Source organism: Bacillus sp. 37MA (genome assembly GCF_000372765.1).
Classification (GTDB): domain Bacteria; phylum Bacillota; class Bacilli; order Bacillales; family Domibacillaceae; genus Domibacillus; species Domibacillus aminovorans.
Genome location: NZ_KB889752.1, coordinates 1,816,285 through 1,832,048, shown reverse-complemented (window position 1 = coordinate 1,832,048; position 15,764 = coordinate 1,816,285). Strand labels below are relative to the sequence as shown.

Here is a 15,764-nt window from a genome sequence, read left to right as displayed (position 1 = left end):
TAAAAAATCAGGGCAGACAGTAGGCCTGTCTGCCCTGATTTTTTATAGTCGAAGAAGCTACGTAAGTCCATTAAATGATTGATAAATTAATAACATTGCATACTAAACCACGTTTTCTCAAAGCGCTTTGATGCCAAGTCATGCGCTCCAATCACATAATAAAGCATGCCCATGTCACCCCACATCATGTCGAGGTCATCGTCTGTGTCAACCTGAAACAGAAGGACAGGCTTGCTATCTATATGTTCGGCCACTTCTGCAAATACTTCGCCTTGTATGGACACGGGTACTCCGAGCAGTTGATGATCGAGCTGCTCATACAGCTGATCCATTAATTTCTCAAACCTTTCATCATCCGCATCCTGCTCAAAATAACGGAACTCGAGCTTTTCTGCTTTCTTAAAAAGCATGCGACGCTCCGGATAAGATACCGCTCCCTGGGCGCTCATGCCGCTCGTATCATCCGTGTACAGGACACGCCATCCATCTTTCTGCTCGGGTTCGCCGTATACTGCTTCCTCATCACCATCATAATAAAAAAAAGACAGCATGCCGGACATCGGCAAGGGGTTGTTCTTCAAATGGAGCGCAGACACTTCGGTTAAGTTAATCTGTCCGATAAACGAAAGTGGCGTGCCATTAAACGAAGGATACGCTGTCTCAGCCGGTAAATCCGCCACGCCGCCGAATTTTGATGCACCGCACGGAAGCGTTTCTGCCGCTACACTTGAAATTGAGACACATTCGTAAACAGCACCTAAAATATCAGCTCGTACATGTTCAAGATCATATTCTGTAATCAACTGATGCAATCGTTCACTCATCGCAACTACTCCTTTATCTTTTATTATCTCATTTAGACAGGATATTAAGATATTAAGAGAAGACTTTCCATGATATCGTAAAGAGATAAACGTTATCCTGATATCTATATTACTTGTTTCAACAGTGTATTCATTTCGACCACCATGAAAGAAAATTATTTTGTCGAACACTTGTACTATACCGTATTTTCGTGTACATAGCAAGCGAAAAGATTATTTTATTCGGAAAAATCTGATAATTACAGGGGAGCGGAGCAAGCGTGAAATGGTCACAGAAAGTGAGTAACCAGCGCACAAGCTGAGTAAGCAGGCCCGCACATGCTGTCACTCGATCCGTTCAAATGATGTAATCGCTTACAAAAATGGTTCATCCATGCTAACATGAAGATAACGTTAAGTGTTTTTGTCCATATAGTAAGCTTGAAGGATGAAAAATCTGATTAATTGAGGTGCAGTCATGAAAAGATGGATATTGATTGTCTTGTTGATTACGTTTGCTTCGCCAGCTCAATCGCTTAGTTGGTCCTATCCTTTTGTCGTACACGACGGCAATGTATATGAAGTAACGGAAGAAGAAGTGATCAATGTCGGCTCACAAATCGGTGAAGTGAATCGGGAAACGGAGAAGATGACTGGCGATTATTCAGGTGATGCTTCTAACGTTTATCCAGTCGGCACCGCTTACGTGGATATTATCGGTCTCCCGACGGATATCGCCATCGCAGTCGAAACAGCCCCCGGACAATTTCAAAAAGCAGTCTATACACAAGAAGCTCCATATACTTGGACAGATGCAGCGATGAATACGTTCATCCTCATCACTATTACAGCGGCAATCTATTTAGTCGGGCGCGGCATCCTTCGCAACTCCACATATGGAAGTTCTGTCTAAAGAGGATCGAAACGGGAAGCCGGCGCAGGACATATGGTCAACGCGCCGGTTCTTCTATTTGTTCGATCATCGATGATACGATAAAATCGTCCATCATAAACTCACGCTTCACTTCACCGAAGCCTTCAGCGAAATAGCTGCGTACGATTGACCCGTCTTCACTGATTTTTTCCAAAACAACAGCGTGATCAAACGTTTGAAGCGGGGTCTCGAGGGGAGACGAATCATCGATCACTGTCCAGCCGTCAAACGACTGTCCCACTTCAAGCGGCAGCTGCAAGTACGTATACAGTGGCTTGAGGCTTTCAAGCTCTCCATCAGAAGGCACATAATCCTCATATTGCTCGCCTTCCTCGCGCACGACGACAATCCGCTCATCCTTTACACGAAACGTCCGCGTCATCACCGTCCCGCCATTATCTTCATACACCGTCACATGACGATCATCATGCCATACCGTCCGCGCCGTATACGACGCAAACTCATTCCCTTCGCCCACAAAATGGGCTATTTGACCATCTTTCAAGAAATAAGATGAAAGATTCACTTTTAAAGGAACATTTGTTTCTTTTTCGATTACTGGTTTCTCAACCGGCGCAGGCACCTGAACAACTTCATCCCCACAGCCAGCCGCAAGCACAACAACCGCAAATAAAAACGGTCTCCATTTCACCAGCACCCACTCCTTTTAAAAAGGATTCAGTCTCATTCGAAACAAAGCGCCCGCTTCAAATGTCATCTGTCTTTCTCTATACCCCAATCAAAAGAAAAAGAACAAATTATTCTTGATTCTTTTTAAATGCTAAAACAGCATTATGGCCGCCAAAACCAAACCCGTTTGAAAGAGCATACGTGATCGGTGCCCGAACCGCATGATTTGGAACATAATCAAGATCGCATTCCGCATCTGGATTGTCCAAATTGATCGTCGGGGGGAGGATGCCATCCATTAAACTTTTCAGTGTAATGACCGCTTCAATGCCGCCAGCTGCGCCAAACAGATGGCCAGTCATCGATTTAGTTGAACTCACTTTCAACTCATAAGCGTGCGCACCAAAAGTATGTTTAATCGCATTCGTTTCGGATTTGTCACCTTCAGGTGTGCTCGTTCCGTGCGCATTAATATAACCGATGGCAGAAGGGTCAATCTGTCCCATTTCAAGCGCTAACTCCATTGCACGAGCGGCACCTGTAAAATCAGGAGACGTAATGTGGTGAGCATCTGTCGTCGATCCATACCCCACAATCTCGCCTAAAATGGTCGCGCCTCTTTGTTTCGCATGCTCATACTCTTCCAAAAATAAAATGCCAGACCCTTCAGACATGACGAATCCATCTCTATTTTGATCGAACGGACGACTCGCCTGCTGTGGCGTGTCATTTTGCGTTGACATCGCTCTCATCCGCGAAAAACCAGCAAATGCGAGCGGATTAATCGGCGCCTCCGCACCACCAGCTAAAATCGCATCTGAATAGCCGTGCTTAATATTCAAAAATGCTTCGCCAATCGCCTGATTTCCCGTCGCACACGCAGAAACAGGAGAGAAGCTCGGCCCTCTAAACCCGTACTTAATGGCAATGATCCCGCCCGCCATATTGCTGATCATCATAGGAATCATAAAAGGAGAAACCCGTCTCGGACCGCTATCACGTAAGCGCGTATGGTTTTCTAAAATCGTATCGATGCCGCCAATCCCCGAGCCAATGTACACGCCGACCCGTTCCTTATTGATCGTTTCTAAATCAAGATTCGCTTGATCAAGCGCTTGTTTAGCCGCAGCATACGCATATTGGGTAAACAAATCGTATCTGCCAGCATCCTTCTTATCAATGTATTGTTCAACAGGAAAATCCGTCATATATCCGCCAATGCGCGTCGCCATTTCGCTGTACTCTTCGGACTCCAGCTGGCGAATGCCCGACTTTCCATTCTGAATGTTTTTCCAAAACGTATCCACATCATGTCCTAAAGCGGAAATGACCCCCATACCTGTGACAACCACTCTGCGTTCCATTTACAAAACTCCTTTTTCCTTCAATTTTACCATAACGTTCATATAATTTAAAAAAGCGCAGCTCACTAAAAGATGCTTTGACATGCTTGAATACTAACTTTCTAGCCCGTCACTGTCAATGAAACTGTGCTGTTAAAAGGACAAAATGACAACACAAGACAAGCGTGCGATTCAAACCTGGTCTGCCATATGAAAAATGGGGAATAAACGACCGCGTGTGGGAAAGTGAACGCTCTAATCTAAAAAGCATGATGGGAGTCCATCATCATACATATATAAAGGGAGGAAGTAGAAGGAGGGGATAAGAATGGAAAAAGATGAAAAATACTTGAGAGCGAAAAAAAGGGTAGAAAATCTAAAGGCATTTTACATCCATCTCACTGTTTATGTTTTAGTAAATACGTTTCTTTTTGGAATTAATCTGTCTTCTAACGCGGGAGATTGGTGGTTCTTATATCCACTTGGCGGTTGGGGGATTGGGCTTCTCGCACACGGTATATCGACCTTCGCGTATGGTAAATTTGGGGTAGAGTGGGAAGAACGAAAGATAAAAAAGTATATGGAAAAAGATGAACGAATCGACTGAATAAAGATCTATCGCTACATTTGAAAGATCCAATTCCTGTCCAACATATTTAAAAAAGGGGCTCAGCGTTGAGCCCCTTTTTTGTGTCATTCCATATTCACACCTTTTTAACAAATTCAGATTTTAATTTCATTGCTCCAAAACCATCAATTTTGCAATCAATATCATGATCTCCATCAACTAAACGTATACTTTTTACTTTTGTTCCTATTTTTACGACGGATGAACTTCCTTTTACTTTAAGGTCTTTAATGACTGTGATAGAGTCACCATCGTTTAAGACATTTCCATTCGCATCTTTGACAATCTTTTTATCATCACTATTTTCAGTTTCTGATTCTAAAGTCCACTCATGAGCACATTCTGGGCAAACAAAAAGACTTCCATCCTCGTACGTGTATTCTGAATTACATTTAGGGCAATTTGGCAAATTAGACATAATTTTATTTCCTCCATTCGTTATCGTTCATTCTAATTATGTAAGAATTATTTTCAATTTCAAAAGAAGAACAATGACGAAATTGAAATAGACAAAAAACATATAGGGAGTGCCTTATATGCTTATATACTGCCATAGACACCTCATATTGACAACCCTTCCGCTTTATTGTTACCGTACAACTTGACGGTTGGGGAATTGGGCTTAACCCACGGAAAAATGAAAGATAAATGAATCGATTGAATCAAGATCCTTCAAGAGAGTGTAGGGGCCAGTATTGGCTCCTTTTTTCTTTGTTTAAAGGGAGTTCGACAAAAGGACGAAGCGAACTTCTGAAACAAAGCAGGCGATTCAAATATGGCCTGTTTCAGAAAAGGGGGAATAAACCGACAAAAAATCCTACAGTTCTGGTAAAATAGTAGGATATAGATGAAATGAGGAGGAGTATGATTGGATGAAAAAGTACTCTTACAAAAAATCAATAATATGTCCATTTGGAAAAAAAGAGATCAACGGGCTCCTCACAAACCATTATTAATCCTGTATGCACTGGGCAGATTGCAGCAAGATCAAGTGAAATATATTCCATATGTTGACGTGAGAGAAAAATTGGAAGAATTGCTGATCGCATTTGGACCAATTCGCAAATCCTATCATCCTGAACAGCCATTTGTCCGTCTGAAAAATGATGGAATTTGGGAACTCGATATGCCAGTTGACCAAAATTTCACGAATAAAAAGCTGATGGCAAATAACGTGTCCGGCGGTTTTACGGAGGAAGTATTTGATCTTCTTTTAAAAAAGGATCACCTTATTCAGGAAGTGGCTAACATCGTCTTGAATACACATTTTCCTGAAAGCATTCACGAGGATATATTACAAGCTGCGGGACTTGATTTCAGTTTGACAAAAACGAAATCACGCGATCCAAAATTCAGAGAAAAAATTCTTCGCGCCTATGGCTATAGCTGTGCCGTCTGCGGATTTAACGTCCGACTCGGTCATACGCTAGTGGCGGTTGAAGCAGCGCACATAAAATGGCACCAGGCTGGCGGGCCAGATCATGAAGAAAACGGCATTGCACTCTGTTCGCTTCATCATAAGCTTTTTGACAGAGGGGTCTTTACGCTATCTGATTCGGGGCTGTTCATCGTGTCAGAGGATGCGCATGGAACGCACGGATTGAATGAATGGCTTATGCAATTTCATGGAAAAGCCGTAAGAGGACCGATTCAAACGATTTATGAACCAAATAAACGCTATCTGGATTGGCATGTAAGAGAGGTATTTCGGGGGCCTGCGAGATATACGCTTAATTAAATGAAGGATAAAGTAAAAGGTTTTATGAGAGGAGCCAGCACTAGGTGAGTAAATTGATGCAAGAGCGAAAAGCATTCAGGAAACACTTCACAACGCCAAATATGGCATTGACTATTATCAACGAGAATACAAATGGGAAACGAAAAATATTAAAGAGCTACTGGAAGATCTTGAAACAAAGTTTAGCGATAATTACGACGCCAACCATGAACCGAGAGAAGTTGAAAATTACGATAATTATTTCTTAGGATCAGTCGTCATCAGCAACAAAGAAGGAAAGAAATCAATTATCGACGGCCAGCAACGGCTTACATCTCTCACTTTATTATTAATTTATCTTCACAATATACAAAAAGATAGAACGGGAAGAACAGTAAACGTAAGTGAGTTGATTTTCTCGGGAAAGTATGGAAACAAGGACTTCAATCTGTTTGTAGAGGAAAGAATGGAAGGGATGGAAGCACTTTTTGAAAAAGAATTAGCAAGCAACATCTGGAACTGGTCTTTCTGTCGTCCTACAGTCCGCATTTCAACCTGAAAGAATCTGTTATCAACAATATCTTTTTTGAAAGATTACGCTCGCCGTGCGTGCATTTATCCGCAAAGTCAGCCAGTACCCAGAAGATATTATTAATCATTGGTGTATGAAGCCGTAAATTTAAAGTTCAAGTATCATTTTTTAATGTGAATGTTTATTCCGCACTTCACTCTTCTAACGTGATACACATCTCCCCATTCTTTTTAATCCATACTCGCTGATGAGCATCAGTATATTTAAATTTCCACATTTGCCGATACCATTGCATTTCTTTTGCCTGCACAGGCAATCCGATTTTCACACGGTTAAAGCCAGTACCCATTTGAATGTTTTGATAAGATGATTGGTTCGCCCAATGGAGTAAAAGATAAAGGATATCTTCCGGTTTTCGACAATCCGCTAGTTCGATGTTATCCATCACAAGACATGTCAGGTCTTCAGTAAGCCAGATCCATGATTGTGCCAAAACTTTGGACCCTCTTTCAAATACTAGAAATCCGCTGTCAGGATTGATAAGTCCTTCAATCATGCAAGCTTCCCCCGTACCGTCCAGCCGCTGGCAGCAAGCGGTCAATACACCCAGCATTATTTGCAGTTCATCATTAGCGTCTAGAATTCGGACTTGTTCATTTTCATTTTTATAGGGAGTGTCTTGAATTCTGCATTTAAATGGCTGAATGAATATTTCCGGGTATTTTCGTTTAGCTAGTTCCCATTCGGTGACGGCTCTGTGATTGAGAATATAAGCTTTCATTTCAGCTAATGACTTGCCTCTTGGGAATTTAGGATGGTTCCACAACCGGGCTACCGAATGAATAGCCAGGTTATCCGTCGCCCCTGCATGACGAACAATCCATTGCTTTAAAGCTTCATCTTGAAACGGAATCGCTGGCAGGCCTCCGACAAAATTATAAAGATCTTTCCCGTGTTTTCTTAATGTAGCTTCTACATCGTAAATTTGATTGCCAAAAGCCAGGCTGATGAAGACCTGGTATTGAGGATCCAGCTCTTTTATCGTCAAAGCATATTTCATGCTTTTCACATTGAAATTTGAAACAACAAGATCCGTGTTCAATGCTTCTGTTGCTGAGATAATTATCGGGAAAACTTTAGGGATTCTGCTAAAACGGCTAATAAATTGCTTATATAATTTCTTTACTTTTTTCATAGTCTCAACGTCGGTTATTTTTGCAGTATCCATTTTATTCTCTTTAATCAAATTGTCCAGTATATTGATGAGTTCGAAAGGAACGTTATGGTTAAATAGAGATTGCAGAACGAACCAATCATTAACTAACCCTTTTTTGTTCCTCACGAATGAAACACTCCTTGTATGGTTGTATTTTTGTTCATATGTATTGTTTTGCAGCATATCTACCTTATTTGTTTCATCTTATGTGCTGCAATTTTGGTCGCAACGGCACTTGTCTATTACCTGGTATAAATTTATCAAAAAATAGGCGGGAACACCCCTATCTCAAGGAATGTGAAGGGCGTTAGCCCAATGAGTAGGTGGGGGATGAATCGCCTTCGGACAAGGGATCGCTTTAGCGGTCTCGATTGTCCGATACTTGTAAACCTTTGCGAATCAATTCGTATACAGCCCCAGCAAAGCTGGAAATATAATTTTCTGCTTGGTACTTTTCGATTTCCGCTACTAAATCAGGAATTACGTTCTTTAAACCGAGGATGTGGCTTTTCTTATTTTGTATACGGATAGGGATAGCTTGACACAACGAAAGCATTTGGTTTAATTTTGGATTCAAAGAAATGGAGAAAGATAGTAGGAATTTAAATTAATCTAATACAATTTAGATGGGAAAGCATGTGATATTCGTTCACTGTCTTTCCTGTATATATAGTTATAAGGAAAGGGGACGAATATACTGATTAGGAATTACCTTAATGATAAATTAAAATTAAGGTGCATCTTCAAAGGCACGCATTAGTTGTTTTTAAGACGCCTAAAAAAGAACAACACTAATACTTAATAGAAACGTGATAAAAAAACAGAGCTCGGCAATAGCTCTGTTTTCATGATCTAGCTTAACTATTAAATAATATCCAAAGGCATTTTTTTACGGGGTTTTGGAAAAACGTCGTCAAGACGATTTAAGTCTTCTTCTGTAAATTGGATTGTAGCAGTTTCAGCATTCTGAATGACATGCTGTTCTTGTACAGATTTTGGAATAGCCATGACATCATTCGTACGTAGTACCCATGCCAGTGCGATTTGCAAAGGTTTGACATTGTATTTTGCAGCCATCTCTTTGACAATTGGGTCGCTTATCAATTGGCTTCTTAGAGAACCTCCTTGAGCAAGAGGGCTGTAAGCCATAATGGGCATATCCTGTTCTCGGTGCCATGGTAATAAATCAAAATCAATTCCTCTTGAACCTAGATGATACAGTACTTGGTTTATCATACAATTTCGCCCGTTTGGAGTATTCCATAACTCATTCATATCATCTGTATCAAAGTTAGATACTCCCCACCTTAAAATTTTCCCTTCTTTCTTCAGTTTTTCCATTCCTTCAATCGTTTCTGCTAAGGGAACACGCCCTCTCCAGTGTAAAAGATATAAGTCTAAATGGTCTGTCCCTAACCGTTTCAAACTGTTTTCACAAGCTGTTGAAATCATATCTAAACTGGCATGATGAGGATAAACTTTAGAGACTAAAAACACATCTTCCCTAAGTCCTTTGATTGCTTCTCCAACTAATTCTTCAGAATCACCATTTCCGTACATTTCAGCTGTGTCAATTAGCGTCATCCCTAATTCCAATCCTAAGCGTAAGGCTTTAATTTCCTTATCTCTCAATTTGGGATTTTCTCCTATCTGCCAAGTCCCTTGACCTAAACTAGGAAGGAAAGTGTCATCAGGCAAAGTTACTGTCCGCTTTTTTAGGTGATTCTTTATTTCCGCCATTCTTTTTTCAGTAAGTAAACTCATTGAAGATCTCCCCTTTCTTTTTAATAGTTGGGAAAAGATGATCCATTATGTTTTCTTTCATTTAACCATGTACATTTTACCTTTCATCCTTTTATCGTGGAAGTAAAATGCATTATCAATTAAACATCTTATTGTCTTATGCACAGAAGAAAACAAATTTTTTAATACGGAAAGATAAGGAATGCTGTTTAAGATAAAGGTAAAGGAAGAAAAGGGAGGCTATTATAATTGAGAGGGCGGTGAAAATAGATTGATTGATGCATCAATAGGCTGAAAAGCATGCTGTCTTTCGTTTCGTGCATTTCCTGTATATACAGCTATAAGGGCTTACGCCGTTTCAAAAGACGTTTTCATGTATACGCTATACAGTACGGGCCAGCGATCGATGGCTCTTCACATATACGGCATCCGTCAGGCGACGGGTGCAATTTTTTTGTTCATTACTCCGGCCACAACGAGTTTAGCAGTCGTATAAAACAAGCTGTCGGAAACGATGATGATAGAAAAAATAAATTCATTTAGAAAAGGAAAAGGGGAAAGGTACCGGCAAGAGACATGGGTAACGGCGATAAAGAGGGTCCAAAATGAACAAGAGCCTTCCATCGATTTTATTATCTTGATCAACGCCATCGTTTATGCCGTTTTTGTGTTTAAGAAGCGAAGAACTGGATATGTTGACCGATATTTTGAAAAAGCATGTAAAGAGCAGTAATATTGATAATCCTTATCTTATTATAAAATCAACATTTTAACCTTTATCCTTTTTGTATGCAAAAGAACAAAATTATGAAGAGGCTTTATTTTATGAAGATCTCTCAATGAAGCTTGGGATTAATCAAAAGTTAAAAAATAAACTCTTCTGTAATAGAATGTTATGTCCTTGTAAAGAAGGGTACTATTGGAGTGTAAGAATAGAATAGGATAACCACTGTGAAATAAAAACGGGATAGACTTAGCTGAGCTTCGTACTCATCATGAAGTTTTGTCCATCATCTGTGTTAGACTAGATAAAACCAACAACAAGCCTTAAAAAACAGGAAAAGAGGTCAAAAATGTTTAAAAAAATAATGAAACAAATCAAGCAGCTCTCCCAAGGCAGCAGCGAGCGGAGACATGGCCGTTATCGCGGAGGCAGCAGCAGTGACCGAAGAAATCGTCATTATCGTGGAAGCAGTAGCAGCAGCCAACGAAATAAACGATCTCCGATGAGTGGGAGTAACCGTTATAAACGAAAGGGTCGAAGCAGCAGCTAATTTAGGCGGTTAATGGACGTTTTCGTTCGCTTTAATTGCAGCATGAAGATCGGCTGACATGTCTCTCGTATTTGAATATGGTTCTGTGATTCCTAATAACCTTTTCAGTAAGTGAACGGTTTCCTTTTCTAAAGAAAGTTCTTCTGTCCAGGGAAGGGCTTTTTTGTTTTTGGAAGAGTAGGTCGTGTAAAGCAAATATAAAAGAATTTCGCCTAAATCATAGTAGTCCTGTTGTTTCATCTCTAGAATATGTTGTTTATTATGTAAAGAACGGGATGCTGGATCCATGGAGACGCTTTGCTTGGACAAACCGAAGTCGATTAAAAAAGGCTTCTTGTTTTTGAGTAAAATGTTCGGTATACGCAAGTCTTGATGGTAAATGCCTTTTTCGTGAAGATCATCGACTAATTCGAGCAGGTGAGCAAGAAAGAGAAGAGATTCTTTCTCGTTAAACGTTTTCTTATTTAAAAAAATCTGGTCTTCTAGGTTGTCCCCTTCCATGAAACTCATGACATAAAAAAAAGAGCCGTTAGTTGAAAAATGTTCATATAACATGGGCATCTTTTTGTGGTTTAGCGTACGCAAAATCGAAATTTCATTTTCAAATAGCTCTACCTCTTTTTGGTTACGGCGCTTACTTGGCCGAAGCTGTTTGATCACTCTATTCTCCTTTGTTTTCAAGTCTTTGCAAAGATAAACCATCCCATAGCTTCCCGTTCCTATCACACTCAAAACCTCGTATTGATCGTTCAAAACCGTTCCTTCTTTCATCGGTATATCAATAAAAAACTGATATATTTTTCGAATGGAACGTAAAATGGACATTGTTCCCACCTCTTCTTTTAAATTAGGAGATGACATATAGCTTAAAATTCTTTCATGATCAAACTCTTGAGTGCCTTAAGTATACAACTTGGGAAGAATTTTATGTACTACAGCTACTCTAGATCGTCTATATTTATCCGGACAGAAAAATGTAGGTCACGTACACTTGACCTAAAACAGCTGGGAAATCGAAAAAAGAAGAAGCTGGAACGCCGCACTTTCACGCTAGAATTCAACAATAAATGATGCAGCTGCATCAGAATGGGAAATTGCCGTCTGAATTTTATACAATTTAGATTTGAATTTAGTTCACTAAATTTCCGGTATACATAGCTATAGGGGGCTTACGCCGTTCATGTCCGGTTATCCGCGATCAACGGTGCCCGACCGGCCATACCGAGTGTGGACGCCGTATGAAAAAAGGAAAACAGTTACGGATGGATAGGCTCGTTACAGATGAACAGGAAGAAGATCTGTAACACCCATGATCCGTTATAGGCCGCGGTTTAAGACTGTTTTACAGATCCAAAAAAGATCTGTAACGCCTTCCATCCCTTATCCTATATAGGTTTATTCTTTCTTATATAAGAATGTTACAGATAAAAGAATACATAACAATATAAAAAAATAATGAATATAGAAAATAAAAACAGAAAAAGTTCTGGCGGAGGGGATCTGTAACGATGTTTTATCTTGGGAAGAAGTATTAAACTAAGGACATGGCCTTTCTTATTTTGTATAACGATTGGCATAGTTTGAAGCAACGAAAGCATTTGGTTTAATTTTAGGTTCAACGCCCATGGATTCCATTCTAGCGACCATTTCTTTTACAAATTCACTTGTTTTGTTTCGTTTACCGGCTCCAATATCAATATGGCCTTCCATCGTGAATGTTGCCCCTTCGTATACAGCAGGAAGAACGATATTGATTAACTGATTTTTTCTACCTTCCGTAAACATAGAAACAATTTCCTCCGTTAAAGATAATTCTTGGGAAATCCGTTCGTGCAATTGTGTCATTCTTCTAGGGATGATCACTTTACTTATACATGCCCATACACCATGTCCTTCCTGCTGTATCACAATCCCTGTAATAAAAATGGTATGTGCGGTATGAACTTGGGAATCTGTACCTATCATTAATCGATACTTGCCCCTTGGATTTATTGTCATGAACCTGACAATATGATTGAAAACATCTTCAAATGACATATTATTTTCCTGGAGATTTTGAAATGAATGATTATAAACTGGAAAATACTTCATATTGTAGCACCACAGCTTTCCTTACTTATTGATAAAATCAACATGACGGAAATATAGTAAAATATATATGCACTCTCCATACATCATATGGCAAATGTTTTGCTGTCGTGCAGGGGAAAGGGAGACTATAGCCATCCAAAGATAGGGACAAGTTTTCGAAACTGACATTTTATTTGAAGAATGGCTATTACCCAAAATACACTTGAATTCTTTAGCTATTCAACGAATGCACGCTTTGTGATGTGTTTCCTTGCTTGTTCCCACCAATCCTATCATGTACATTATATAAAGAAAAGCACTAGGCGGGTGGTGTTAAATATGGGACATAAATATGAGTTTATTGAACTTCAAGAAAATTTACCTTTTAAAATGTTTATCAATAGTGTGAATTATATTCCATTTCATTGGCATAAAGAAATCGAGCTTATTTTTGTTGTACAAGGATCTATTGAGTTAACTGTAGAAAGTAAGCGATATGTACTGAATGAACGAGATTTTATTGTGATCAATAGTATGAACGTGCATAAAATTGATAAAACCGATTCGGAAAATGTGTTGTTAACGTTACAAATTGATCTAGAGCTGACGAATCATTATATTCCTGAATTAGAAAAAGTAATATTCCACTGTAATTCACAAGATACAGAGCAACAAGAAGCATATGATATTATTCGGCGTTATCTTGCACAATTGGCCTGGGAACTTAATAAACGTGTAAAAGGATATCGATCAAATCTAGTGGGGATTCTTTATTTATTAATTGGCTATTTATTTCGCTCTTTTCCTCATGAATTGAAAGATGAGAAAATGATTCTATCCAATAATCATGATATGGAACGATTAAGCCAGATTATTCAATACATTGATGAAAATTATATGCGAAAGCTGTCATTAAATGAAATGGCTGAACGAGAGCATCTTAGTTTTTACTATTTTTCGCATTTTTTTAAGGATAAGATTGGCGTGCCTTTTAAGAAATATTTAACTTTAATCAGGTTAGATAAAGCAGCGAGCCAGTTGTTAAAAACAGATAAAAGTGTCTTGGATATTTCCTATGATTGCGGCTTTGCGAATAATAAAGCGTTTAACAAGAGCTTTAAAGATAAGTTTGGGATGACGCCAACCAAGTATCGTCAGCAGCATATGGAGCATCAATCTCTTCTTCCGCCGTCAATCCCATTAATTATCGAGGAAACGCCTAATGGCATTTATTCAGATGTTTCTAAAGTAAACACCTTAGAAAATTTATTTGAATATTTGCCTAGTGAAGAGACTCATGTAGCGAATCAACTTACTACGCTCGACCAACTTTTTGTGGAAGTTGATGTAGACCAGTCTGGACAACCGTATGTGCCATATTGGCAAGTATTAACGACTGCGGGAAGAGCATCAGAAGGTCTTCGTGCCGATTGGCAAGAACAATTTCTTATGTTGAAAGAAGAATTAGATTTTCAGTACATTCGTTTCCATGGAATCTTTAATGATGAAATGATGGTTTATCATGAATCTCCTGATGGAAAAAGTATTTATAATTGGAATTACGTAGATAAATTATACGATTTCTTGATTAAGATGAAGACACATCCTTTTGTTGAATTAGGGTTTATGCCGTCTAGTTTAAAACGTTCGGATGAGACGATATTTTGGTGGAAAGGCAATATTGCTCCGCCCCATGACATGAAAAAATGGATCGATTTAGTTGAGAATTTTATTCGTCATTGTATTCAGCGTTATGGAATTGAGGAAGTGAAGAATTGGTATTTTGAAGTATGGAATGAGCCGGATTTAGAAGGAATCTGCTGGGCTGGGACCCGTGAGGAGTATTTCGACTTTTATCAAGCGACAGCGAATGCGATTAAGTCCGTTTCGTCTGAATTGAATGTAGGAGGTCCTGCTCTCAATTATGGCACAGCCTTGCAAAAAACGTGGCTGACAGATTTTCTTAATTTTTGCGAACAAAACGAAGTACCGATTGATTTTGTTTCGTTTCATATGTATTCAGAATACATTGATACAGAGAAGATGACATCCACTAGTTTAACCGAAATCAAGCAAGCGACTTTTTATCAAGAAATTATTAACAGTGTGCAAGAAACATTGTCTCGTGTTGATCGAAACGATTTAAGTCTGCATGTTACAGAGTGGAATTTTTCTCTTTTTTCGCGGAATCTTATTCACGATACGATGTTCATGGGTCCGTTTATTCTCAAGCATGTCCTTGATTCAATCGGCAAGATTCAGTCATTAGGATTTTGGACATTTACCGACATCTTTGAAGAATTTCTTGCAGGTGCCTCGATTTTTCATGGTGGGTTTGGCTTGATGAATATGCAAGGACTAAAGAAGCCATCCTATTACGCCTATTATATGCTGAAAAGATTAGGGTCTCATATTCTTGTGAAAGGTGAACGATATATCATCACGAAACAAAATGAGGACATCCAAATACTAGCCTTTAACTATAGTCATGTGGATCAACTGTTTATGGAAGGTGACTGGTCTGGTATTACGGAAAAAAATCGGTACAGTGTGTTTGAATTAAAAGAACAAGTAAGTCTTGAATTGACGATCCATAACTTATCCGGAGTTTATAAATATACGCACTATCAGTTGGACCGCAAGCATGGCTCTGTCTTCGATGAGTGGTTAGCAATGGGTGCCCCTGAATCTCCTTCCGTAGAGGAAATTAATTATTTGAAAAAAAGAAGTGGGCCAACGATTCGAACGGAACAGCTTGTTATTGATTCCTCCTTCCAAGTGACAATGGAAATCCCGTCTTTTGGTGTTCAATTAATTACCCTTAACAAAATCATCTAATGAAAAAAAGGCATTCTTGCTAATTAGCAGGGGTGT

The 15,764-nt window shown here is 39.3% G+C and carries 14 protein-coding genes; 6 read left to right on the top strand and 8 right to left on the bottom strand.

Going from position 1 to position 15,764, the window contains the following annotated elements; genetic code table 11:
* Positions 1-86 precede the first annotated feature (86 nt).
* Positions 87-824, bottom strand: a complete 738-nt coding sequence (locus A3M5_RS0110245) for a YwqG family protein (RefSeq protein WP_018393674.1) — start codon at positions 822-824, stop codon at positions 87-89.
* Positions 825-1,281: 457 nt separating this feature from the next.
* On the opposite strand from A3M5_RS0110245, the gene A3M5_RS0110240 reads away from it, so the two are divergent.
* Entirely contained in the window at positions 1,282-1,716 is a 435-nt protein-coding gene (locus tag A3M5_RS0110240) for a hypothetical protein (protein WP_018393673.1), read from the top strand.
* A 37-nt stretch (positions 1,717-1,753) separates the two neighbouring features.
* On the opposite strand, the gene A3M5_RS0110235 is transcribed toward A3M5_RS0110240, so the two are convergent.
* Both A3M5_RS0110235 and fabF read right to left on the bottom strand, forming a co-directional pair.
* Positions 1,754-2,389 carry a hypothetical protein gene (locus tag A3M5_RS0110235; protein ID WP_018393672.1) on the bottom strand — a complete coding sequence of 212 codons (636 nt, stop codon included), beginning with the start codon at positions 2,387-2,389 and terminating at the stop codon, positions 1,754-1,756.
* Between the two features lie 106 nt (positions 2,390-2,495).
* Positions 2,496-3,731, bottom strand: coding sequence for a beta-ketoacyl-ACP synthase II (gene fabF, locus A3M5_RS0110230; protein WP_018393671.1), 1,236 nt, complete (start codon positions 3,729-3,731; stop codon positions 2,496-2,498).
* A 307-nt stretch (positions 3,732-4,038) separates the two neighbouring features.
* Between fabF and A3M5_RS0110225 the strand changes: the two genes are divergently transcribed.
* Positions 4,039-4,317, top strand: a complete 279-nt coding sequence (locus tag A3M5_RS0110225) for a 2TM domain-containing protein (RefSeq protein WP_018393670.1) — start codon at positions 4,039-4,041, stop codon at positions 4,315-4,317.
* A 97-nt stretch (positions 4,318-4,414) separates the two neighbouring features.
* Here the strand turns inward: A3M5_RS0110225 and A3M5_RS0110220 are convergent, their stop codons facing one another.
* Positions 4,415-4,756: a zinc ribbon domain-containing protein YjdM gene (locus A3M5_RS0110220; RefSeq protein ID WP_018393669.1), complete on the bottom strand. Its 342-nt coding sequence runs from the start codon at positions 4,754-4,756 to the stop codon at positions 4,415-4,417.
* Between the two features lie 450 nt (positions 4,757-5,206).
* On the opposite strand from A3M5_RS0110220, the gene A3M5_RS0110215 reads away from it, so the two are divergent.
* Positions 5,207-6,076: a phosphorothioated DNA-binding restriction endonuclease gene (locus A3M5_RS0110215; protein ID WP_018393668.1), complete on the top strand. Its 870-nt coding sequence runs from the start codon at positions 5,207-5,209 to the stop codon at positions 6,074-6,076.
* A gap of 52 nt (positions 6,077-6,128) precedes the next feature.
* Positions 6,129-6,614, top strand: coding sequence for a DUF262 domain-containing protein (locus A3M5_RS24745; protein WP_082193894.1), 486 nt, complete (start codon positions 6,129-6,131; stop codon positions 6,612-6,614).
* Positions 6,615-6,780: 166 nt separating this feature from the next.
* Here A3M5_RS24745 and A3M5_RS0110205 read toward each other — a convergent pair whose 3' ends face one another.
* Together A3M5_RS0110205 and A3M5_RS0110200 are read right to left on the bottom strand one after the other, a co-directional pair.
* Positions 6,781-7,929 carry a hypothetical protein gene (locus tag A3M5_RS0110205; RefSeq protein WP_018393665.1) on the bottom strand — a complete coding sequence of 383 codons (1,149 nt, stop codon included), beginning with the start codon at positions 7,927-7,929 and terminating at the stop codon, positions 6,781-6,783.
* Between the two features lie 738 nt (positions 7,930-8,667).
* Positions 8,668-9,567: an aldo/keto reductase gene (locus A3M5_RS0110200; RefSeq protein WP_018393664.1), complete on the bottom strand. Its 900-nt coding sequence runs from the start codon at positions 9,565-9,567 to the stop codon at positions 8,668-8,670.
* Positions 9,568-10,060: 493 nt separating this feature from the next.
* Here A3M5_RS0110200 and A3M5_RS0110195 point away from each other — a divergent pair, with 493 nt between their 5' ends.
* Positions 10,061-10,279, top strand: coding sequence for a hypothetical protein (locus A3M5_RS0110195; protein ID WP_018393663.1), 219 nt, complete (start codon positions 10,061-10,063; stop codon positions 10,277-10,279).
* Positions 10,280-10,829: 550 nt separating this feature from the next.
* Here the strand turns inward: A3M5_RS0110195 and A3M5_RS0110185 are convergent.
* Entirely contained in the window at positions 10,830-11,645 is an 816-nt protein-coding gene (locus A3M5_RS0110185) for a protein kinase domain-containing protein (protein ID WP_018393661.1), read from the bottom strand.
* Positions 11,646-12,374: 729 nt separating this feature from the next.
* Positions 12,375-12,911: a ribonuclease H-like YkuK family protein gene (locus A3M5_RS0110175; protein ID WP_018393660.1), complete on the bottom strand. Its 537-nt coding sequence runs from the start codon at positions 12,909-12,911 to the stop codon at positions 12,375-12,377.
* A gap of 318 nt (positions 12,912-13,229) precedes the next feature.
* Here A3M5_RS0110175 and A3M5_RS0110170 point away from each other — a divergent pair, with 318 nt between their 5' ends.
* A complete protein-coding gene (locus A3M5_RS0110170; protein ID WP_018393659.1) occupies positions 13,230-15,728 on the top strand; it encodes a GH39 family glycosyl hydrolase in 2,499 nt (832 codons plus the stop codon).
* Positions 15,729-15,764: the final 36 nt, after the last annotated feature.